We start from the raw sequence: 21,679 nt of genomic DNA on the forward strand, positions 1-21,679 counted from the left end.
CTCCAGCGGGCGGGACACTATATGCCAAAAAAAACGCGCTTGTGGGGCCTGCCGGCGCGGCGGGCGCGGCGAACCGGCCGATCCGGCAAGGCCGCCGGCGCGGGCGCGTGACCGGCGGCTGCGTCGCCGCCGAGCGCCCGCGGCCGCGCGGCGGCTCAGGCGGTTTCCGCCTCGGCCACCGTTTCCGGATCGCTCGCCGTCGGGTAATCGGTGTAGCCCTGCTGGGCGCCGCCGAAATAAGTCGCGCGGTCGCCGTCCGCCAGCGCCAGGCCACGACGCAGCCGATGCGGCAGATCGGGGTTGGCGATGAACGGCCGGCCGAAACCGATCAGGTCGGCCCAGCCCGCCTGCAACGCCGCTTCGGCACGTTGCGCGGTGTAGCCGCCGACATAAATCAAGCTGCCGCGAAAACGCGCGCGCAGATCGCGACGGAACGCGTCCGACAACGGCGGGCGTTGGCCGGTGTCGTCTTCGCACACATGCAGATACGCCAGATCCAGCGCGTCCATGCGCGCGGCCAACGCCAGCGCGTCGGATTCGGCCGCCGCGTCGGCGTCCGCGCGCCACGGCGCGAAGCGCAAACCGACGCGGTGCGCGCCGACCGCTGCGGCCACCGCCTGCGCCGCCTCGAAGACGAAGCGCAGGCGCGCGTCGAGCGATCCCCCGTAACCGTCGTCGCGCAGGTTGCTGGCCGGGTCGAGAAATTGCTGGATCAGATAGCCGTGCGCGCCGTGCAGTTCGACGCCATCGAAACCGGCGTCGATGGCGTTGCGTGCGGCGCGCGCGTAGTCGGCGACGATGTCGGCGATGTCTTGCGCGCTCAGCGCGCGCGGGATCGAGGCGGCGACCAGTTCGCCGTCGCGGCTGGGCGCTCCGCGTCCGTGCGGATCGATGTACACCTTGGCCGAAGCCGCCTGCAGCGCCGACGGCGCCACCGGCGCGGCGCCGCCGGGCTGCAACGAGGCGTGCGACATGCGGCCGGCATGCCAGAGCTGGGCGAACATGCGTCCGCCCGCGGCGTGCACCGCATCGGTCACGCCGCGCCAGGCGGCGATCTGGGCCGCGCTGTGCAGGCCCGGCGCCCAGGCGTAGCCCTGCCCTTGCCGGCTGATCTGCGAGCTTTCGCCGACGATCAACCCGGCCGAAGCGCGCTGGCGGTAGTACTGCGCCATCAGCGCGGTGGCGGTGTCGCCCGCGCCGGCGCGCGCGCGGCTCATCGGCGCCATGACGATGCGGTTGGGCAGGTCCAGCGCGCCCAGCCGATGGGGCGAGAACAATACGGAATCCGATTCAGCGCGCACGGGCGTCATCCAGACTGGTGGAGCGGACAGGTCTAAAAAACAATTCGAAAAACAGGGCGAAAACCCGCCACGGCGAGCCGATCCGGCGCCGGTTCGCGCACGCCCGCGGGCCGGGCGCAGCGCAATTGTGCGTGCGCTCGCTGCCGGCGCGACGCCGGCGGTTTACTATTCGCGAACCGCGCGCATGCGCGCGCGTGGCGACACCTGCGTCGGATCGAGCCGAACGCTGCGAGCGCCGTCGCGCCCCCGCATCCGCCCGCCGGCGCGACCCGCCGCCGATGCGGCCGCAGCGCGCCATCACCGATCGTTGGGAGGCTTCTTGAGCGCAAACAAATGGTTCGTCCGTCCGCAGCCGCGACCGTCCGCGGCGCTGCGCCTGATCTGCCTGCCGTATGCCGGCGGTTCCGCCGCGACCTACGTGCCCTGGGCCGCGCAGTTGCCGGCCGACGTCGAACTGATCGCGGTGCAGCCGCCGGGACGCGCCTCGCGCATCGGCGAGCGGCCGCATGCGGAGATGAACGCGCTGGTCGCCGATCTCGCCGCGGTCTTCCATGAAGTGTCCGACAAGCCCTACGTCCTGTTCGGCCACAGCCTCGGCAGCCGGGTGGCGTTCGAATTCACCCGCCAATGCCCGGGCTTCGGCCTGCCGCAGCCGCGGCTGTTGATCGGCTCGGGCAGCCGAGCGCCGCATTTCCCGTCCGTGCGCGAGTCCGTCCACGACCTGCCGGAAGCGGCCTTCGTCGACAAGCTGCGCGAGCTCAACGGCACCCCGGAAGAGGTGTTGAACAACCGCGAGCTGATCCAGTTCCTGATCCCGTTGCTGCGCGCCGACTTCAAGATCGCCGACGTGTACCGCGCCGCGCCCGCGCCGCTGCCCTGCCCGCTGGTGGTGCTGGCCGGCACCGAGGACTGGGAAGTCACCCGCGAGGCGGTGGAAGGCTGGCGCGAATTGAGCGAGAACGGCTGCGACATCCACTGGATTCCCGGCGGCCATTTCTTCGTCGAGCACAACCGCGCGCTGGTGCTGGAGAAGGTCAACGCGGCGGTCGCGCGGGTCGCGCAGGCCGTGCGCTTCGAACGCGTGGTCGCCTGACGCGCGAGCGCGCGCAGCGACCCGCCGCCGGCGCCGTGCGCGCGTCGGCGGCGATCCGCGAACCGAACCGGGCAGCGTCATCCGCGCGCCGTCCCGATACGCGTCAGTGCACGAAGAACGCGGTGCGCGCCACGCCCGCGTTGTTGGTCGGCCCGGCCCAGGCGCGCACTTCCACTTCGTAGATGCCCGGCCCCTGGGTCTTGATCTGGGTGGCGAATTTTCCGCTGGCCGCATCGAACGCCAGCTTCTGCACCGGCTGCGGCTTGCCGTTGATCGACACGCTGGCCTCCACTTCGGTGTCGCCGACCTTCCACGGGCCGTTTTCCGACAGCCCGCAGCCGCACATCATCGTCACCGCGGCCTGCAGCGGCACGCTCGAATTCTTGTCCGACCACTGATACGCGGCAGGTTGCACCAGGTCGACGATCAGCCCCGGCAGTTCCAGCAGCCAGCCGTCGCCGGCGGTGACGTGGCGACCGGGCAGCACCCACTGCGTGCTGACGACCGTGGTCGCGGCCTGCGGCTGGCTCAGCGGGCCGGTGACGGTGGCGGTGACGCGGCGCGCGGACTTGAGATCCAGCGAGGCCTTGAACACCGCCGAATCGCCGCTGGCGAGCCGCCCGTCGCCATTGACGCCGCCCTTGAGGATGCGCTCGGTGTCGCCGGTGGTGCCCTGGGTCAGGCCGCGCGCCAGCACTTCGCCGGTGTCGGCGTCGGTCAGCGTCACCGATGCCGACGCGGTGTAGCCGCCGATGAACTTGGCGCCGCGCGCCAGCACCCGCACGTCGATGTCGGTGCGTTCGGCCCAGGCCGGCGCGCACGCGCCCAGCGCCAGTGCGAGCGCGCAGACCGCGCGCGGGAGCCGGCCCGGGGCCGCGAGTTTGATTGCCATCCAGATGCACTCCTCTACCGATTGCCTTGTCGCCGATGATGGAACCGCGCCGCCTCAGCGCGCGGCTTCGAACACGATGCGTTCTTCCGCGCCGCGCGCGGAGTTGATCACGCCGTCGTACTCCTTGCCCTTCTCCGGCATCATCCGGATCCACGAGCCGCCGAAGCGTTCGCCGAACTGGAACACGCCCCAGACGAAGTTGAACACGTCGCGCGACTGGCCCGAGTGGCCGTAGAACTTCTTCGATTCGCAATAGGCCTGGGCGATCCACAGCTCGGGCTGGCGCAGGTTGGCGATGATCTCGCGCCAGTCGTGGTCGGACACGAAGCGGCCGACGTGCACGTCCATGCCCTGCATGCCGTTGCACTGCTTGACCACGTAGGCGTCCTTGTTCTCGAGCAGTTCGTCGCGCACCGCCTGCGAGAACAGCGGCCCGCCGAGGATGAAGGTCTTGGGCACGTAGCGCCGCACCAGCGCGGCTTCGTGCTCGGACAGCAGCCCGTGCTGGGCGGCGTGGTGCAGCAGCGCCATGTGGCGCTTGTCCGACAGCAGTTCGTAGGTGGGAAAGTCCGGGCAGGCGATCTTGCCGGCGAAGATGCTGCGCAGCAGCTCCAGCGGCGGGCCCGATTCCTTGCTCAGGTCGCCGAAGGTCGCCAGGTGCACGCGGCGGCCGCGATGGAAGGTGCCTTCGTGGGTCACCTCCAGTTCGTCGAACGAGGCGTAGAAGCCGATATCGCAGTCGATCGCCGACTCGCGCACCGCCGCGGCGATGTACTGCTGCAGGAAGCTGCCGTACACGCCGGCATCGAAGCCCGCGCGCACCTTGACCAGGATGTGGACCCGGGCGCCGCGCGCGACCTTGGCCGCCGATTCGATCAGGAACTTGAAGAACGTCACCGGCGTGTTGCGGCAGGTCACCGCGTTGCGGTCGAAGAACTCGCGGTAGCCGTCGAACTGGCGGAAGGCTTCGTCCATCCACTGGATCTGCCAGCCGCCGATGGCGGTGCCGACGTTGACCTCGACCAGCTTGAGCCCGTCGTCGGTGAGGATCGCGTCGGTGCGGAAGCAGATGTCGGTGAATTCCACGCCGTTGAAGAAGAACGAGCAGCGCACCGGGTCCATGTTCATGGCCGCGGCCATCTTCATCGGGTCCTCGGAAAACACCGCGCGCACCGCCTTGTAGGTCATGCGCAGGATGTTGGCGTTCATCTCCTGCATGCTCGCCACCAGCTCGGGCGAGACGAAGAACGGCCAGGAGTTGATCGGGTATTCGTAGTTGCGCATGAAATCCGTCGTGGCCATGTCGCGGAACGGGATGCGCTCCAGCAAGCCCTTGGCCTGGACGTAGTGATGGAACTCGCCGTTGAGCAGCGAGATATCGTTGCCGTTCTTCTCGATGACGTCGGTCATGGCTCTTGATCCGCGATGGCGAAGGCCTCCTGCGCGGCCGCAGGACGCCCGAGGGATTGGGGAATGACGGCGGCCGCAAGCGCGACGCTTTCGGCGGCGAGGGCGAGACGCGGGCGGTCGATGGTTTCGCGCACCCGGCCCTGCTCCATGTAGATCAAGCGGTCGGCCTCGTCGAAGAAGCGGTCGTCGTGGCTGATCACGATCACCGCCTTGCCGCGCGCCTTGAGCTCGTGGACGATGCGGCGGTAGAACACTTCCTTGAACGAGGGGTCCTGGTCGGCCGCCCATTCGTCGAACAGGTACAGATCCTTGTCTTCCAGCAGCGCCGCCAGCAGCGCCAGACGCTTGCGCTGGCCGTCCGACAGCGCCGTGGTCGAGAACCGGCGCTGCTCGATCGCCAGCTTGTCCTCGAGCTTGAGCAGGGCCATGTACTCCTTGATCCGCGCCTCCTCCTCGGGCTTGCGCTCGCACAGCAGGCGGTCGAACAAGTAGTAGTCGGAATAGATCGCGCAGATCCGCTGGCGGTAAGCGGCGAAGTTGTCCGCGTCCAGGCGCTGCTCGCCGAACAGGATTTCGCCTTCGCTGGCCGAGTAATGCAGGGTCAGCAGCTTGCTCAAGGTCGACTTGCCCGAACCGTTGCCGCCGACGATGAAGGTCACCTCGCCGCGGCGGATGTCCAGGTCGATCGGGCCGATCTGGAAGCCGGCCTCGTCCTTCGAGCCGCGATGCTGGTAACGCAGGCCGCGCACGCGCAGTTCGTCCCAGGCCGGGACGTCGGCGCTTTTCGCCGCCGGATACGACTCGGCGGGAATGCTGCGCATGATGCTGTTGACCTTGTTGAGCGAGATCTTGGCCATGACCACCGACGGCACGGTGTTGATGACCAGAGCGATGGGCGTGGTGATGTAGAGCATGGCCATCACCACCCCGGTCAGCTCCGACGGGGTGATGGCGTGGTAGTTGATGAACACATAGGCGATCACGCCGATCACGAAGAAGCTGATCATGTCGCCGTAGTTGGCGGCCAGGCGTATCACGGTGTTGCCGGCCTTGTCGGCCTCCAGCACCGCGTACTCGTTCTCCATCAGCACGTCCTGGAAGTAACGTTCGCGCTTGTCGGCGTCGAGCTTGAGCTCCTTGGCGCCGGCGATCAGGCCCTGGATCGCCTCCTGCAGCGAGTCGATGCGCTGGCGCGAGCGCTGGAAGTAGCGGTTGGCGATGAACACCGGGATCTGGTAGGTGACCACGCCGAAAGCGATGGCCTGGAGCACGAACACAAACACCGAGAAGTTCAGGTAGGCCATGAAGCCGAGCATGCCGACGATGGTCACCGCGCTGATCAGCAGGTCCGGCAGCGCGCGCGCGCCGAACACGATGCGGCCGACGTCGGTGGTGATGGTGGCGATCAGCTTGGACGAGCCGATCCGCTCCAGGTCGGCGATCGGCGCGCGCGCGATCTGCTGGTACAAGGTCTTGCGCAGCTCGGTGGTGACGTCCATCGCCACCCGCATCAGGCTGACCTGCGAGATCGAACGCGTCACCAGCACGAACGCGCAGATCGCGAAGAACACCAGCGCCAGCTTGTACTGATAGACCTCGAAGCCCAGGAACACCGCGCTGTCGCCGCCGCTGGCCGCGCCGCCCGAGCCGTTGATGCCGGCCTGGACCAGCGGGATCAGCAGCGAGTAACAGATGCCCGACAGCGCGCCGAGCACGATCGACAGAAAGATGCGGTTGGGCGCGCGCTGGATGAACAGATCGAACAGTTTCACTGGCGGGCTCCCTGCACTGGCGCGGACGGAGTCAGGGTCAACACGTCGCCGCCGGCCGCGCCGGCGGGCGTCGCGGCGGGCGCGCGCAGGGCGAAGAACTCGACCCGGTTGAACGGCTCGAGCATGTCGTCGAAGTGGCGGCTGAGCGGATTGCCGGACTGGCCGGTCGAGTTCATGTAGCGATGGCGCCCCTCGCCCGGTGCCAGCGACATCACCTGGCGGAACACCGCGCCGAAGGTCTGTTCGAAACCCTTCATCGGCTTGTAGCGGCTCGCCGCCACGTCCACCGAGTTCTCCGAACCTGGGCTGGGAATGCGCCGGCCGAACACCCGGTCGAGCAGGTTGACGTCGCTGAAAGGCAGGTGCTGGAACGTGGCCTGGTGCAGTTCGCCCCACTGCCAGCGGCTCTCATCGCCCTGCCACTTGTCCAGCTCCTTCAACGCGTCGTGCAACGAAGCATCGGCCAGCTCGGCGCAGCGCTGCGCGCCGGCATCGCCGCCGCACCACTCGCGCTCGCCGCTCATCAGCATCCGCTTGATCTGCAGCGGGGTGACGCCGGCGACGTAGCCGCGCAACACCTCGAGCTGGACGACGTTGTCGCCGGCGTCCTTGAACCGGTCCAGCAACATGCGCTGCTTGAGGTTCTTGAGCCACAGGCTGAACACCGCTGCTGCCGCCTGGTCGCGCGCCATCGAACCGTCCCAGGCCTTGAGCTGACGCACCGGCGCGCTGGCGGCGGCCGAGGCCGGCAGCAGGCCCAGCAGATAGTCCTTGAGCTCGCCGGCTTCCAGGTCCTTGACGTCGCCCTGCATCTTCTCGACGTCTTCCACGCGGATCTTGCCCGGGCCGCGGATCGCGCCCTGGATCATCGCGGTGATCCGCTCGGCCCGCGCCGGCGGCGCCCAGTCGCGCGAGATGAAGTGCGGGTAGTTTTCGCCGGCGACCTTGTTGTTCGCGCTGACCACGAATCCGCTGGCCGGGTTCAACACCCGCGGCATTTCGGCGAAGGGCACGTAGCCCTGCCAGGCGTAGCGCGGATCGGCGGCGGGAACCGGCAAGGTGCCGTCGCCGGCGCCGCGGCGCGGAATCCGGCCCGCGCCGGCGTAGCCGATGTTGTTGTCGGCGTCGGCGTAGACCACGTTGATCGCCGGCGCGACGATGACCGCGAGCGCGGCGTTGAATTCCTGCCAGTTGCCGGCATAGGCCAGGCGGAAAATGCCTTCGTAGGACGTGTCGCCCGGGTCCAGCCCCGGCCAGCGCAACGCCACCGGTTGATCGACCGAGCGCAGCGCATCGCTGATGACCGGCCCGAGCGTGGAGCGGCGCACCTGGATGCGCACCGGGTCCAGCGCCTTGCGCAGCGCCGCGGGGAAATCGTTCTTGACCTGGATCTCTTCCTGGCGCACGTCCAGCGCCTGCCACTGGCCATCTGCCTTGTAGTGGTTCGGCCGCTCGGGATCGGTGTCGAGCACGTACAGATCCTGGGTGTCGGCCATCATGTTGGTGCCGCCCCAGGCGATGCGGCCGTTGCGACCGAACACGATGTTCGGCAGCCCGACCACCGACATGCCGGAGGCGTGGAAGCCCGGCGCGGACAGGTCGGCGACGTACCACAGCGACGGCATCTGCAAACCCATGTGCGGATCGTTGGCCAGCAGCGGGCTGCCGTCGGCGGTGTGCTTGCCGGACACGGCCCAGGCGTTGCTGCCGACGTACTTGCCGCCGAGTCCGAGTTCGTCCTCCAGCCGCATACCCATCTGGGCGATGTCCTGCATCGCCGGCAGCGCGTCCACCGTCACCGGCGCGTCGGCGGGATAGTCGCGTTCCAGCAGCGCCCACTGCGAGGCCGGCAAATACTTGCGCGCGACGTAGCGATTGGCCTCGGTGCGCATGCTGTCGGACTGGTTGAGGCTGAAGACCTTGAACCACGCCAGCGAATCGATCGGATGCCACGGCTGCGGCTCGACCCCGAGCAGCAGGAACTCCGGCGGCAGCGTGCGCTTCTCGCCGAGGTAGGCGTTGATGCCGTCTGCGTAGGCCTGCAGCGACGCGCGCGCCGGCTCGCTCAACGCCGGCCAGGCGCTGCGCGCCGAACCGTAGAGGTCGAGCGTGCGCATCCACACGTCTTCGGGCAGCGCCTTGCGTCCGAGCACTTCACTCAGGCGCCCCTGGGCCAGCCGGCGCGCGACTTCCAACTGCCACAGCCGGTCCTGCGCATGCAGGTAGCCGAGGGCGAAGTAAGCGTCCATGTCGCTGGCTGCGCGAACGTAGGGCACGCCGTTGTCGTCGCGGGCGATGCTGACCTTGGCCTTGAGCCCGCGCACGGCGACGTCGCCGCCGGTCTGCGGCAGGCTGGCGCGCAGCTGCGAATAGCCGAACCACCCGGCCACCGCCAGCGGCAGGCAGATCCACAGCGCGAACCGCAGCAGCAGCGGGTGTTTCCTGAAACCGATCATCTGGCGCTCCTGGCGCGCGACGCCTTCGGGCGTAGCGTCGCGGCCGTCCTGTCCATGCCTGCGACCCGATCCATCCGGGGCGCCGGGCGATACGTCGCGTAGTGCACGGGGCGGGCTTACAGCACCGCCACCGCGTTCTTGAGTTCGTTCAAATACGGCAGGTTGTCGAGCACGGTGTCGGTGTCGATGCCGAAATCCACCAGGCAGGCGATTTCGTCGACGCCGATGGCGCGCAAGCGGGCGGCGAATTCCAGCGTGGATTCCGGCGTGCCGAGCAGCGCGCTGGTGCGGTGATAGCGATGGAAAGCGTGCTCGAGCAGGGTTTCCATATCGGCCGGGCTGATCCGCTCGGCGTCGATGCCGACCTGCGCGGCGAGGTTGCTGAGCAGGCCGATGGACTGCGAGAGGTAGCGCTTGAACGGCTCCTTGGCCACCTTCATCACCGTGTCCTGGTCGGCGGAGATGAAGGTGTGGATCATCACCGTCACCCGGCCGGGCGTGGTGTAGCCGGCGGCGGCGCGGGTCTGGCGGTACAGCTTGATCTTCTCCGCCAGCGCCTCGGGCGTCTGCCCGGTGAGATGCGAGAGCACGTTGGCGCCGATCTTGCCGGCCGATTCGAAGGTCTGCGGGCTGGTCGCCGCAGTGATCCACACCGGCAGCTCGCGCTGGATCGGCCGCGGCAGGCAGTTGACCTGGATTTGTTCGCCCACGCCGTTGCGCCGCGTCACCGGCTGCCCGCGCCACAGCCCGCGGATCTGCTCGATGCCGTCGTACATGAACTGATGGCGGGTGGCGTAGTTGTCCGGCGCCAGTACGAAATCGTTGGGCTGCCAGCCCGAGGCGAAGGCCATGCCGACGCGGCCGTCGGACAGGTTGTCCACCACCGCCCACTCCTCGGCCACGCGCAGCGGGTCGTTGAGCGGCAGCACCACGCTGCCGGCGCGCAGGGCGACGTTGCGGGTGATCGTCGCCAGCGCCGAGGCCATCAGCGAAGGATTCGGGTACAGGCCGCCGAACTGGGCGAAATGGCGCTCCGGCGTCCACACCGCTTCGAAACCGTTGCGGTCGGCGAACTGCGCGCCTTCCAGCAGCAACCGGTATTTGTTGCGGTCGGCCACGCCTTCGTCGCTGGAGAAATAGAACAGGCTCATCGTGGTGCGGCCTTCGCCGTCGCCCTGCGCGGCGTTGCGCTGAGCGTCCAGCAGCGCGCGTTCGATCTCGCTGCGCAGCCGCTTCACGTCCAGCAGCAGGGACTTGTCCTTCGGCGGCGCCAGCACCTTCACGCTCAGCTCGCCGTTTTCGATCGTCAGCGCGATGTTCTCTTCGGCGCAACGCTCAAGAATCTTGTCGACAGCCATGACCCGATCTCCCTTTCCCTTGGTTCTGTCCGTACCGCCCGGCTGGGGTTTCCCGATCGGCGTCCCAGCCCAGGACGTTCCGATCCGCGCGCGGTCGCCCGCCCGCCGCGTTCAATTCCGGCTGAGGTAGGACGACAGCCCGGAAATGGTCTGGTGCACGTACAGGTCGCGCAGGCTCAATCCCGGCAGCCCGCGCTCGCGCGCCTTCGACGACAGGCGGATCGCGAACAGCGAATTGCCGCCGAGGTCGAAGAAGTTGTCGCTGCGGCCGACCGGCTGGTCGAACAGCTCCGACCAGATTTCGATCAGATGGCGCTCGACCTCGTCGCCGGCGTCGGCCGCGGGCGCGCTGTCGGCGACTGCGCTTTCCACCGCCGCGCCGGCGGCCACCGCGATCGTCGCGATGCGCTCCGGCGAGCCGGATTTTTCCAGGATCCGCTCGCCGATCGCCTTGGCGTCGAGCTTGCCGTTGGCGGTCAGCGGCATCGCCGAGACCCGCGCGATCGAGGTCGGCAGCATGTACTCGGGCAGCAACTGCATCGCCTGCTGCCACACGTCTTTCAAACTGCCGTCGGCGAGGATCACGTAGGCGTCGATGCGCGCGGTGGCCGCGTCGAGCTTGTCGCGCTGGCTGAACAACGCCGCTGCCGCTTCCACGCCGCGGCAGCGCAGCAGCACGTTGCGGATTTCGTCGAGCTCGATGCGGAAACCGCGCAGCTTGATCTGGTTGTCCAGCCGCCCCAGGTGCAGCAGCTCGCCGTCGGGCAGCAGCCGGCCGCGGTCGCCGCTGCGGTACATGCGGCCCTCGCCGAGCAGGTCGGGCAGGAAACGCTGCTGATTGAGCTCGGGCCGCTGGTGATAGTTCAGCGCCACGCCGCTGCCGGCGACGTAGATTTCGCCGTCGATGCCCGGCGGCAGCACGCTGCCCTGCGGGTCGAGCACGTAGGCGCGCCAGCCGTCGATCGGCCGGCCGACCGAGCGCGAGCCCTGCAGCGCATGGATGCGGCGGATGTCCTTGGCGGTGACGTGGACCGTGGTCTCGGTGATGCCGAACATGTTGATCAGCCGGCACTGGCTTTCGGGGTGGCGGTCGAACCACGGCAGCAGCGCGCGCGCGTCCAGCGCCTCGCCGCCGAACACGACCAGGCGCAGTTGCGCGCCCAGCGGCGTTTCGCGGTCGGCGGCCATCAACTGGCCGAACGCCGACGGGGTCTGGCTGAGCACGCTCACGCCCTGGGCGTTGGCCTCGGCGATGAAGGCCTGGGGGTCGCGCGAGGTCGCGTGCGCGACCACGTGCACGCGCGCGCCGGTGATCAGCGCGCCCCAGATTTCCCACACCGAGAAGTCGAAGGCGAAGGAATGGAAGAAGCTCCACACGTCCGCGCCGGTCAAGGCGAAGTCGCGCTCGACCGCGCCGAGCAGGGCCTGCACGCTGCGGTGCGAGACCCGCACGCCCTTGGGCCGGCCGGTCGAACCGGAGGTGTAGATCATGTACGCCGGGTCGTCGATGGCGCAGTCCGGATTCGGCCGCCAATCCGCGGCGGCCGGCGTCGCCCGCCACTGCGACATCGCCAGCACCGTCGCGCCGGGCGCGTCGAACTCGCGGCCGTCGTCGCAGATCGCCAGGGTCAGCGCGGCGTCTTCGCACAGGTAGGCGATGCGCTCGGCCGGGTAGTCGGGATCGATCGGCACGTACACCGCGCCGGCTTTGAGCACCGCCAGCGCCGCGGTCACCAGATGGCGCGAACGCGGCAGGCACAGGCCGACGTGATCGCCGCAGCCGACGCCGCGCGCGGCCAGTCCGGCCGCCAGATGCGCGGCTTCGCGCTCCAGTTCGGCATAGCTCAGCGCGCCGTCGGCGTCGCTGACCGCGGCCGCGTCGGGCTGCAGCGCGGCCAGTCCGGCGATGCGCTGGTCGATGCGCAGCGGCGAGGCGAGCCGCTCGCCGCCGCCGCGGCCCAGCGCCAGCACTGCGCGCTGGTCGGCCTCGTCGAGCAGGGCGATGCGCTCGGGCGTTTGTTCCGGCGCCGCGGCGAGGCCGCGCATGACATTGGCGACGCAGCTCAGCAGCCAGTGCGCGTCGGTGGTGCTGAGTGCGGTGAGTTCGTGGTGAAGCGAAATCGCCAGCTTGTCGTCGTCGCTACGCTCTACCAACAGCGTGATCGGCAACGGCGGGCGCTGGAACGCGCGATAGCGCAGCTCGCTGACGCCGGCCAGCGCGAGCGGCGCGGCGTCGGCGACGACCAGCCCGAGCGCGAATCCGGCTTCGCCGCCCCAGGCCGTGGCGAACGCGCTCAATCGCGCGTCGTCGAGCCAGGTTTCGCCGGCGCCGGCATCGGCGTCGATCCGCGCAGGGTGCGCGCGATCCGCGTTCAAATCGCGCAGCGCCCAGCCGCCGCCGCTCGCTGCGGCGGGCGCAGCGTCGATCAACACCGGCAGGCACGCCGCGGTTTGTTGGGTGAAGGCGTGCAGCACCCGTGCGAGCGCCGGCATCACCTGCTCCAATCCGGCCCGTACCGCGACCGGGCCCAACGCGGCCGCGCCGTCGCCGCGCCCCGGCGCGGCCCACGCCGCCAGCGGCGGGCAATCGCTCCAGTCGCGTTGCGCGCCGCCAGCCTCACCCGCGGCCTGCGCCGGTGCGACTTCGAACCCGCCGCCTTCGACCAGATGCGCCAACAACCGCAGCAACAAGGCCTTGCCGGCGAACGCGCGCGCGGCGCTCAGCACGATCCGCGCCGCGCCGTCTTCGAACACGAACTGCACAACGCGCAACGACAGCTCCATCGCCGGCGCGGGGCTGCGCAGCAGCTCGCGCTCGCACAAGGCCTGTGCCTGGGCGCTGTCGGCGCGATGCGGCACGCGCTCGACGAACAGATGCATCGGCGCGGTCGTCAGCTCCGGCCGCTGCGCGCGCAATGCGGCGACGGCGGCGGTGAAGCGCGTTTGCAGCAAGGCTTCGTCCAACGGCGCGTCCAGCCGCGCGCTGAGCGCGTGGATGCGCGCGCCGGCGTCGTCGCCGAGCGCGCGTGCGAACAGGCTGTCGGTGCGGCCGGCGACCGCGTCGGCGGCCGCCAGTTGTTGCCTAAGTGACATGAAACGCTCCCAGAGTCCGTCCGTTCGCTTCCGATCGATCCGCGCGGCTCAACGCGCGGTGAATCCCGCGTCCACCGTCACCACACTGCCGGTCACCCGTCGCGCCGCATCGGATCCGAGCCACACCGCCGCATCGGCGATGTCGGCCGGCTCGATCAGTTCGTTCATCGGCTGCGCCTGCACGAACACGCTCTCGTGCTCGGCCACGTCGACCTCGAGCGAGCGCGCGATCTCCGAGAGCATGCGGCCCTCGACGTGTTCGGCGTCGCGCACCGAACCGGGGCAGATGGCGTTGACCCGCACCTTGACCGGCCCGTAATCCAGCGCAGCGGCCTTGGTCAGCCCGACCACGCCGTGCTTGGCGGCGACGTAGCCGGAGAAATTTCGATAGCCCACTGTGCCAGCGGTGGAGGCGATGTTGACGATGCTGCCGGCGCGCTGCGAGGTCATGATCTTGCCGACCGCCTTGATCATCCGCCACGCGCCGTTGAGGTCGACATCGACCATCAGGTTCCACTCGTCCTCGGAAATCTCGTGCACGACCTTGCCCGAGGGTGCGGCGATGCCGGCGTTGTTCAACAAGATGTCGATGCGGCCGTAGCGCGCCAGCGCCTTGTCGACGACGCGGCCGATCTGGTCCATGCGCCGCACGTCGGCGAACTCGGCCAACACCGAGGCGCCTTCCTCGCGGCACAGCGCTTCCGAGCATGCCAGCTGGCTGGCGTTGGCGAGCGGATACGGAACGCCGTCGATGTCGCCGCCCACGTCGATCAGCACCAGGTCGGCGCCCTCGCGGGCGAAGGCGCGCGCGCATTCGCGGCCTAGGCCGCGGCCGGCGCCGGTGACCACGGCGACTTTGCCCTGCAGTCTCATCGCGCCGTTTCCACGGAGGCGGCGGCGCGCGCGAACGCGGCGATCCGCGCCAGCAGCGGCGCGGGCTGGCCGATGAAGTACATGTGGCCGCCGGCCAGTTCTTCGTGGCTCACCGCGCCGCTGGAGGCCTTGTCCCAGGCCGCGACCTGGGCGCGCGAAACCAGCAGGTCGGCGTCGCCGCGCACGGTCATCACCGGCACCCCCAGCGCTACCGCGCTGCGCGGCGTGTAGTCCTCGTGCATGCGCACGTCGGCGCGCAGCGTCGGCAGCAGCAGTTCGCGCATCATCGGGTCGTCGAGCGCTTCATGGTTGTAGCCGGAGAACTGCGAGACCTTGGCCAGGAACGCATCGTCGTCGTCGACGCCGGTGGCGCGGTCGCTGCGTTGGGTCCACGGATCGGGCGAACCGCTGGCCACCAGGCCCAGCAAGGCGCCGCGCCCCGCGTCTTCCAGCCGGCGCGCCAGCTCGAACGCCAGCACCGCGCCGAGGCTATGGCCGAACACCACGCTCGGCGCATCCAGGGCATCGTCGTCGCGCAGTTGCTGGATCAGCTCGTCGGCGGCCTTGTGCACGTCGACGTGCGGCGTTTCCAGGAAGCGCTTTTCCCGGCCGGGGAGCTGCAGCGCGCGGATCTCCAACGTCGGCTCCACATCCTTCCATTCCTTGAAGAACGACGCGCCGGCGCCGGCGAAGGGCAGGCAGATCAACTGGATCTTTTCCATAAGCTCACCTTTGATGTCGCCCGCCATCCCACGGATGCGGGAGCGAAACAGAACCCGGCCGGGGAATCGACGACGGCCGCGTCGCCGCGCCCACCGCCTCTCCAGGCCACCGATGTTGCCGCCCGGGCGCCGGGTCGCAGAGCGATCCGTCGCCTGGATGCCGCACGCCGCGCGATCCGCCGCGCCCGCCGACTGCGTCGTTGCGCACCGCCGGCCCGCGCGCTGCGCGCGAGCCGTATCGACGCCGCAGCGGTCGGCCGGCGCCCGTGTGTTGCTTTCGCGCCGCCCGCGCGTTCAGTCCGTGCGCAAGGCGAAAATCGGCCATCGGGTCACGATGGCGCGCAAGGTCAGGAAACACGCCGTGGCCACCGACACCACGATCACCGCATAACCGGCCACGCCCGCGCTCAACGACAGCGGCAGTTCGTAGCCGGCGTATTTGGCCAGCAAGCGGTCGGACACGATCAGGATCACCAGGCTGGCCAGCGCGCCGTAGGCGAACAGGATCAGGTTCTCCTGATAGATCATCCCGGCGATGCGCGCCGGCCCCGCGCCGATCGACATGCGCACCCCGAGCTCGTAACGGCGCAGCAGGATCCCGTAATTGAGCACGCCGTAGATGCCGATGCTCGCCAGCAGCACGGTCAGCACGCCCAGCCCGATCGCCACCCAGACGATGAACAGGTCCTTGAGCACCAGGCTGTCGTAGATGTCGCGAACGCGCTCGTACTCGTACAGGTTGAACTGCTTGTGGACGCTGCTGAGCACGCCGAGGAATTCCTGCCGCGACAAGGTGCTGCCCGGGGTGAGTTCGACGATGAAGCGCAGGCCGCTGAAGCGGGTCGCATACATGCGCGGGGTCGGCGGCGTGCGCGGGATCGCCACATCGCGGACTACGCCGATGATCTGGTGCGGCTTGAACTCTTGCTGGCCGTCGCTCTGCCAATAGACCTGCTTGCCGATCACGTCGCCGTCGGGCGAGATCTTCTTCGCCAGCTCCTCGTTGACCAGCACCTTCTTGGCCGAATAGTTCACGTCCTCGCGGCTGAAGTTGTTGCCGCGCATGATCTCCTCGCCCATCACGCCCAGGTAGGTGTCGTCGATGAGGTTGGTCGCCACCGACACGGTCTGGCTGCCGGCCGCGTCGAGCTTCAGCGAGCTGGTCCAGCGGTTGCTCATCATCGGCACGAACAGCGCGCTGCTGACCTGCTTGACCTGCGGCAGCTGCTTGAGCTTTTCGGTGATGTCGTCGATGTAGCGCAGCCGCTCGTCGCGGTTGGGATTCATCGAGCCGATGCTGAGATTGGCGAACACCAGATCGTCGACGCGGAAGCCCGGGTCGCGGGTCACCGTGGCGTAGGACAGCTTCAGCACGCTGGCGATGGCGACCAGCAGGAACGCCGCCAGGGCGATCTGGCTGATCACCAGGAAGTTGCGGATCGAGGACGACACCTGCAGGCCCGAGCCCTTGCCGCTGGCCTTGAGCTGGCCGGCGAGGCGGCGGTAGTCCAGCACGTGCGAGACCAGGCCGGAGAACGCCAGCGCCAGCGCCGCCATCAGCGCCACCGCCACCGCGATGGTCACCAGCGAAATGCCCAGTTCGGCGATGCGCGGCAACTGCCCGGCGATGTTCTCCTTCATGAAGTGGGTGACCACCGCGGCCAGCGCCAGCGCCAGCGCCATCGAGCTGCCGATCAGCAGCAGATGCTCGGCGAACACCTGGCGGAAAATGTGGCCCTTGTTGGCGCCCAGCGTGGCCTTGATCGCCAGCTGGCGCAGTTGCTCGGCCGCGCGCGAGAGCAGCAGGTTGAACACGTTGATGCAGGCGATCACCGCCAGCGCGATGCTGCTGCTGAGGAACAGCAGCGCCGAGACCTTGCCGTCCTCGACCAGATACGACTTCAGGCCTTCGACCTTGATCCGGTAATCGGCGTTGTTGAGGAAGGTCGAACCGCGCGTCTCCTGGCGGAAGCGGTCGCCGATCAGGCCGTTGAGCGACTGCTCGGCATCGACCGGCCGCTGGCCGGGATTGAGCAAGGCCAACACCTTGACCTGGTCGGTGAAGCCCGACCAGCTCTTGCGCACGTCCTCGGGCCAGGAATTGAATTCCCACGGCAGCCAGATCTGGGTCTTGAGGCCGGCCTGGAACAGTTCGGGCTCGATGAAGTCGCGCGCGGCGACGCCGACGATGCGGTAGGCCACGTCGTTGATGACGACCTTGTCCTCCAGGATGTTGTCGCGGCCGCCGAAGTACTTCTGCCACGCCTCGTAGCTCAGCACCGCGACCGGATCCTTCGAGCCCACGCCGTTGCCGGCGGCGAACGGCCCGCCCTTGGCGAAGGTGGCGCCGAGCATCGGGAAGTACTTGGGCGTCGCGTTGGTCACCCGCAGCTTGGGCCGGGCGTCGATGTTGGTGACGATTTCCTCGTTGTAGTTCAACAGCGCCAGCGCGGCGACGTCGGCGTGCTTTTCCAGTTGCTCGGCGATCGGATACGCCATGTTGTCGGCGAACTTGACCTCGTTGTTCTCGTACACGGTGCCGACCGCGACCGTCAGACGGTCCTGGTCCGGGTACGGCAGCGACTTGAGCAGCAACACCTGGTTGAGGTTGACCATGCACAGCAAGATGCCCAGCGTCACCGCCAGGGTCAGCACGATGCTCAGCACGAACAGCGGCCGCTTGCGCAAGCCGACCCAGGCGTCGGAGAGCTCGTAGCGCAGCATCAGGCGGCCTCGCCCTGACGGCCGGCGCCGTGGTAGGCGTCGCCCGGCTGGATCTTGCCGTCGAGCAGGTTGATCTGCTTGTGGGCGAAATTGGCGTAGCGCGGGTCGTGGGTGACCATGCAGATGGTGGTGCCGCCGGCGTTGAGCTGGCCGAGCAGGTCCATGATCGCGTCGCCGTTCTTGGAATCGAGGTTGCCGGTCGGCTCGTCCACCAGCAGCACCGCCGGCTGCGCGACCAGCGCGCGGGCGATGGCGATGCGCTGCTGCTGGCCGCCGGACAACTGGTTGGGCTTGTGCCCGGAGCGGTTCTGCATGCCGACCTTGCCCAGGCAATCGGCCACGCGCGCCGCGGTTTCCTCGCGCGAATGCTTCTTGCGGCTGTAGCGCAGCGGCAGAGCGATGTTGTCGGCCACCGACAGCTCGTCGATGAGGTTGAACTGCTGGAACACGAAGCCGATCTTCTCGCAGCGGATTTCCGCGCTTTGGCTCAGCCCGATCTGGCTGACATCGATGCCGTCGAGCCAGTACTGGCCGGCGCTGGGCGTGTCCAGCAGGCCCAGGATCGACAGCAGGGTCGACTTGCCGCAGCCCGACGGCCCGGAGATCGAGACGTAATCGCCCTCGAGAATGCTCAGGCTCACGTCCGCCAGCGCGTAGGTGTCGACCTCGTCGGTCGAAAACACCTTGCTGAGATTCTCCACCTTGATCTTGGGATTGCTCACGACTCGCTCCGTAAGAATGTTCGATCCTTGCCGCCGTCCGGCGTGGGCGCCGGAGGTTTGCCGCACCGCGCCTCAGTCGACGATCGACACCGACTTTTCCGCCGCGTACTTGGACACGTCGCTCAACACCACCTGGGCGCCGTCGGCCAGCCCGGACTTGATCTGGATCTGCTTGCCCGATTCCTGGCCGAAGGCGACCGCGACGCGCGCGGCGTTGTCGCCGTCCTTGTCGACCACGAACACGTTGGTCGAGGAATTGGCCACCACGTTGGCCGGCCGGTCGACGAACAGGGCGTTGTCGAACGACCCCACTTCGATAACGGCATCGACGTTCAAGTTCGGACGCGCGTTGTCGGGCAGCGCCTGGCGCGGCTGCAGCTCGACGGTGACGCTGCCGTCGACCACGCCGGGATTGATCTGCGCGACCTTGGCCAGCACCGGGTTGCCGCCGATGGAGATGCGCGCCTGCTGGCCGATGCGGACCGAGTCGCTCTTGGACTGCGGAATCTTGATCAGCGCGTTGAGATCCTTGTCGCCGCCGACCAGGGCCAGCTCCTTGCCCGGCTCGATGCTCTGGCCCAGCTCGACGTACAGCAGCTGCAAGGTGCCCTCGCGGCCGGCGCGCACGGTGAGCTTGTCCTTCTGCTCCTGGACCTTGTCGTAGGCCAGCTGCTTCTGCTCGACCATCTTCTTGTGGATGTCGATCTGGGCGCGGTTGATCTGCTGCAAGGTGGCGTAGCGTTCGCGCTGGATCTTCAGGTTGCGGCGCTGCTGCTCCACCTTCATGTTGATCTCGGCGTACTCGATATGGCTGAGGATGCGCTGCTTGGCCAGGTCGGCCAGCGCCTTTTGCCGCATCTCGATCAGCTCCAGCTGCGACTGCGCCTCCAGCAGCTTGGCGTCCTCGTCCTGCAGCTCGCGCTGCTTGGTCAGGGTGATCTCCTGCACCGAGATCTTTTCCGACTCCAGCTGCTGCCGGGCCAGGTCCAGGTCCTGGTCGATCTGCGGGTTGGACATGCGCAGGATCACGCTGTCGGCGACGACCTTGGCGCCGGGCTTGAGCACGACCTCCTCGACGGTGGCCTTGCTGACGCTGGTGATCAGGCGGGTGCTGCTGGACTTGAGCTCGCCGTAGCCGTCGACGGTGACGTCGAAGCGGCCCTTCTTGACCACGCCCACGACCAGCGCATCGCGGCTGATGTTCATCGAGGAGGCCTTGGTGCGCAGGGCGAAGCCGAACACCACCACGCCCAGCGCGGCGAATATCAGCAGCCACTTCTTCGACGCGAACCACTTCTGGGCGAATCCGGCGTTCCTAGACTTAACAATATCCATTGCGTTCCTTTGTCTTCGCTCAAGCTGGTGTTCGCTCAACCCACGCTCACGCCCGCCGTCCTGCGGACTGCCGCCCGGCAGCGGCGCCGCAGCGGCGCCCGCCAGCCTTCCCGATCGCCGTGACGCGACGCCCGCGGCGGGGCGCGCAAGGGCTGCCGCCCCAGGCTCGGGGACGGTTTTTCAGCCGGAAAAACCCCCTCCGCGAGGATAGGCAGAAAGCCAAAATCGGTAAAGGCGATCACTTCAATTCGCGGCACCGCGTCGCAGTCATTCATGCTGGCAGCGCTTCCATTTCGTACTCGCGGCTGGCGAACAGCGGTTCGGCCTCCAGGCCGATCCCGCGGCACTGCTCCTGGAACAGCGCCACCTCGCGCATCTGGGTCGAGTTCTCGTTGTAGTCGATGCCCATGAAGTACTTGTACCAAGGCTCCATTCCCAGCGCGTATACGAACACCCGCTTGGGCCGGACCATGTCGATCACGTCGAACGCCTGCCGGGCGTCCGACCCGTTCAGGCGTCGGCTGTCCTTGATCGCCTTGCCGACCTTGCGCGTGGCCAGCGCTCCGTACAGCCACGTATAGGGCGCGCCGACGCATTCCATGCCGATGGCGTAGACGTCCAGGTCGGTCAGATAGCGCTTCAGGTGGGTGTACAGGGCGATGTCGGGATTGGCCGAGTCGGCGCCGAAGAACATGCGCCGGCCTTCCAGTTCCACCAGCCAGGCCGATTTGCTGCGGATGTCCAGGTCGCCGTGCTCGCCCAGGAACGGGATCGAGGTGATGCGTCCGCCGGCCACCGGCAGCTCGTCGCACTCGTCCATTTCGCTCACTTCGAAGCCGAACTGGCGCAGCAGCAGGCGCAGGCTGGGGTCGGCGAGCTTGCCGCCGTTGCTCTTGGGCACCAGCACCCGGCCGATCTTGTGGCGCAGCTGCAACAGGGTCTCGAAGTTGACGTGGTCCTGGTGGTTGTGGGTCAGGCAGACGTAGTCGATGGTCTCGGGCAGGTCGCTGAACCCGACCACGTCGTGCTCGCCGGCCGGATCGCGGGTGGCGATGACCGGGTCGATCAGGATCGAGGCCTGCGGCGAGCGGATCAGGAAGCCGGCGTGGCCGGTGTACTCCAGCCGCACCCCGGATTCGACCGGGCGCGGGCCCCGCGCCGGCGGCTGCGCGGTGAACAGGTCGCGGTAATGCAGGCCGCCGGCGTTGGGATGCGCGGCGAACATCGCCTCCAGCTCGCTTTCGGCGATCGGCTGCTGGCGTGCCTTGAAGATGCGGTCGACGATGCCGGCGTTGAAATCGGCCTCGACTTGCAGGTGATTCTCGTCCGGCAATCGCGGCGTACTCAGCACGAACGGTCGGCTGCCGACCCGGGTCAGCGAGCCGAACGACAGCGACTGCAGCTGCGGCTTGTACAGCGCGCTGCGATAGAGCAAGGGTTCGATCAGCCGGAACGAGGCGCGGTGCTCGCGGTCGAACACCAGCTCGACATAGCCGCGCAGCGGCGCCGGCACCTTCTCGTACAGCGGCGTCAACGATTCGCCGCTGGTGTGCTTGAGCAGCAGGTCGTCGAGCTCGCGCACCGCCGCGGACAGCTCCAGCAGATCCTTCTGCTGGCCTTCGATGCGCTCGACCAGGCGCTTGATGTCGTCCACTTGCTGCTCGGTGCACGACAGGAACTCGCCGCCGGTCAGGGTCGGCTCCTGCGCGGCGATGATGTGCAGCTGATAGTTGTTGACGAACGACTTCATGATCCGCAGGTGGGTGTTCTCGACATAACGCGCCGCGGTCACCGGCGGAATCAGGTACGGCCAGGCGTACCACTGGTTGAACAGCGGTTCGAAGTAGACGTCTTCCCGCAGGTACAGTTCGCGCTCACTCATATGCATCCGCTTTCCATGTGCAAAAACGTGGTCTGCGCCGCGGCCG

At 68.2% G+C, this 21,679-nt stretch carries 14 protein-coding genes; 1 reads left to right on the forward strand and 13 read right to left on the reverse strand.

Annotated elements, in window-relative coordinates; genetic code table 11:
* Positions 1-155 precede the first annotated feature (155 nt).
* Positions 156-1,310, reverse strand: a complete 1,155-nt coding sequence (locus BLU84_RS07620; protein ID WP_074864553.1) for an alkene reductase — start codon at positions 1,308-1,310, stop codon at positions 156-158.
* Between the two features lie 310 nt (positions 1,311-1,620).
* On the opposite strand from BLU84_RS07620, the gene BLU84_RS07625 reads away from it, so the two are divergent.
* Positions 1,621-2,394 carry a thioesterase II family protein gene (locus tag BLU84_RS07625; RefSeq protein WP_074864555.1) on the forward strand — a complete coding sequence of 258 codons (774 nt, stop codon included), beginning with the start codon at positions 1,621-1,623 and terminating at the stop codon, positions 2,392-2,394.
* A 103-nt stretch (positions 2,395-2,497) separates the two neighbouring features.
* Here BLU84_RS07625 and BLU84_RS07630 read toward each other — a convergent pair whose 3' ends face one another.
* From BLU84_RS07630 to BLU84_RS07685, 12 genes are all read right to left on the reverse strand, one after another.
* Positions 2,498-3,286: a hypothetical protein gene (locus tag BLU84_RS07630; RefSeq protein WP_083382397.1), complete on the reverse strand. Its 789-nt coding sequence runs from the start codon at positions 3,284-3,286 to the stop codon at positions 2,498-2,500.
* 54 nt (positions 3,287-3,340) lie between these two features.
* Positions 3,341-4,696: a hypothetical protein gene (locus tag BLU84_RS07635; protein ID WP_074864561.1), complete on the reverse strand. Its 1,356-nt coding sequence runs from the start codon at positions 4,694-4,696 to the stop codon at positions 3,341-3,343.
* The gene (locus tag BLU84_RS07640; protein WP_074864562.1) at positions 4,693-6,468 is read right to left on the reverse strand and encodes a cyclic peptide export ABC transporter; all 1,776 of its coding nucleotides are present in this window, start codon (positions 6,466-6,468) and stop codon (positions 4,693-4,695) included. The genes BLU84_RS07635 and BLU84_RS07640 overlap by 4 nt, the downstream gene beginning before the upstream one ends.
* Positions 6,465-8,924, reverse strand: coding sequence for a penicillin acylase family protein (locus BLU84_RS07645; RefSeq protein ID WP_074864564.1), 2,460 nt, complete (start codon positions 8,922-8,924; stop codon positions 6,465-6,467). The genes BLU84_RS07640 and BLU84_RS07645 overlap by 4 nt, the downstream gene beginning before the upstream one ends.
* Before the next feature lie 116 nt (positions 8,925-9,040).
* Positions 9,041-10,282, reverse strand: coding sequence for an LLM class flavin-dependent oxidoreductase (locus BLU84_RS07650; protein ID WP_074864566.1), 1,242 nt, complete (start codon positions 10,280-10,282; stop codon positions 9,041-9,043).
* A gap of 111 nt (positions 10,283-10,393) precedes the next feature.
* The gene (locus tag BLU84_RS07655; RefSeq protein ID WP_083382398.1) at positions 10,394-13,375 is read right to left on the reverse strand and encodes a non-ribosomal peptide synthetase; all 2,982 of its coding nucleotides are present in this window, start codon (positions 13,373-13,375) and stop codon (positions 10,394-10,396) included.
* 48 nt (positions 13,376-13,423) lie between these two features.
* The gene (locus BLU84_RS07660) at positions 13,424-14,248 is read right to left on the reverse strand and encodes an SDR family oxidoreductase (RefSeq protein ID WP_074864570.1); all 825 of its coding nucleotides are present in this window, start codon (positions 14,246-14,248) and stop codon (positions 13,424-13,426) included.
* Positions 14,245-14,970 carry a thioesterase II family protein gene (locus BLU84_RS07665; protein WP_074864573.1) on the reverse strand — a complete coding sequence of 242 codons (726 nt, stop codon included), beginning with the start codon at positions 14,968-14,970 and terminating at the stop codon, positions 14,245-14,247. Before BLU84_RS07665 ends, BLU84_RS07660 begins: the two co-directional genes overlap by 4 nt.
* Positions 14,971-15,264: 294 nt before the next feature.
* The gene (locus BLU84_RS07670; RefSeq protein WP_074864576.1) at positions 15,265-17,694 is read right to left on the reverse strand and encodes an ABC transporter permease; all 2,430 of its coding nucleotides are present in this window, start codon (positions 17,692-17,694) and stop codon (positions 15,265-15,267) included.
* A complete protein-coding gene (locus tag BLU84_RS07675; protein ID WP_074864578.1) occupies positions 17,694-18,416 on the reverse strand; it encodes an ABC transporter ATP-binding protein in 723 nt (240 codons plus the stop codon). The genes BLU84_RS07670 and BLU84_RS07675 overlap by 1 nt, the downstream gene beginning before the upstream one ends.
* Before the next feature lie 72 nt (positions 18,417-18,488).
* Positions 18,489-19,751, reverse strand: a complete 1,263-nt coding sequence (locus BLU84_RS07680; protein ID WP_083382399.1) for an efflux RND transporter periplasmic adaptor subunit — start codon at positions 19,749-19,751, stop codon at positions 18,489-18,491.
* Positions 19,752-20,022: 271 nt separating this feature from the next.
* Positions 20,023-21,633: an MBL fold metallo-hydrolase gene (locus BLU84_RS07685; RefSeq protein ID WP_074864582.1), complete on the reverse strand. Its 1,611-nt coding sequence runs from the start codon at positions 21,631-21,633 to the stop codon at positions 20,023-20,025.
* Positions 21,634-21,679 lie beyond the last annotated feature (46 nt).

It is taken from the genome of Lysobacter enzymogenes (assembly GCF_900106525.1).
In the GTDB taxonomy this organism is placed as follows: Bacteria; Pseudomonadota; Gammaproteobacteria; order Xanthomonadales; family Xanthomonadaceae; genus Lysobacter; species Lysobacter enzymogenes.

Bases quoted from the DNA above. Each gene is read 5' to 3' on its own strand.
- BLU84_RS07680 (WP_083382399.1), bottom strand. From the start codon at position 19,751: ATGGATATTGTTAAGTCTAGGAACGCCGGATTCGCCCAGAAGTGGTTC.
- BLU84_RS07645 (WP_074864564.1), bottom strand. From the start codon at position 8,924: ATGATCGGTTTCAGGAAACACCCGCTGCTGCTGCGGTTCGCGCTGTGG.
- BLU84_RS07620 (WP_074864553.1), bottom strand. From the start codon at position 1,310: ATGACGCCCGTGCGCGCTGAATCGGATTCCGTATTGTTCTCGCCCCAT.
- BLU84_RS07665 (WP_074864573.1), bottom strand. From the start codon at position 14,970: ATGGAAAAGATCCAGTTGATCTGCCTGCCCTTCGCCGGCGCCGGCGCG.
- BLU84_RS07630 (WP_083382397.1), bottom strand. From the start codon at position 3,286: ATGGCAATCAAACTCGCGGCCCCGGGCCGGCTCCCGCGCGCGGTCTGC.
- BLU84_RS07635 (WP_074864561.1), bottom strand. From the start codon at position 4,696: ATGACCGACGTCATCGAGAAGAACGGCAACGATATCTCGCTGCTCAAC.
- BLU84_RS07685 (WP_074864582.1), bottom strand. From the start codon at position 21,633: ATGAGTGAGCGCGAACTGTACCTGCGGGAAGACGTCTACTTCGAACCG.
- BLU84_RS07670 (WP_074864576.1), bottom strand. From the start codon at position 17,694: ATGCTGCGCTACGAGCTCTCCGACGCCTGGGTCGGCTTGCGCAAGCGG.
- BLU84_RS07660 (WP_074864570.1), bottom strand. From the start codon at position 14,248: ATGAGACTGCAGGGCAAAGTCGCCGTGGTCACCGGCGCCGGCCGCGGC.
- BLU84_RS07655 (WP_083382398.1), bottom strand. From the start codon at position 13,375: ATGTCACTTAGGCAACAACTGGCGGCCGCCGACGCGGTCGCCGGCCGC.
- BLU84_RS07650 (WP_074864566.1), bottom strand. From the start codon at position 10,282: ATGGCTGTCGACAAGATTCTTGAGCGTTGCGCCGAAGAGAACATCGCG.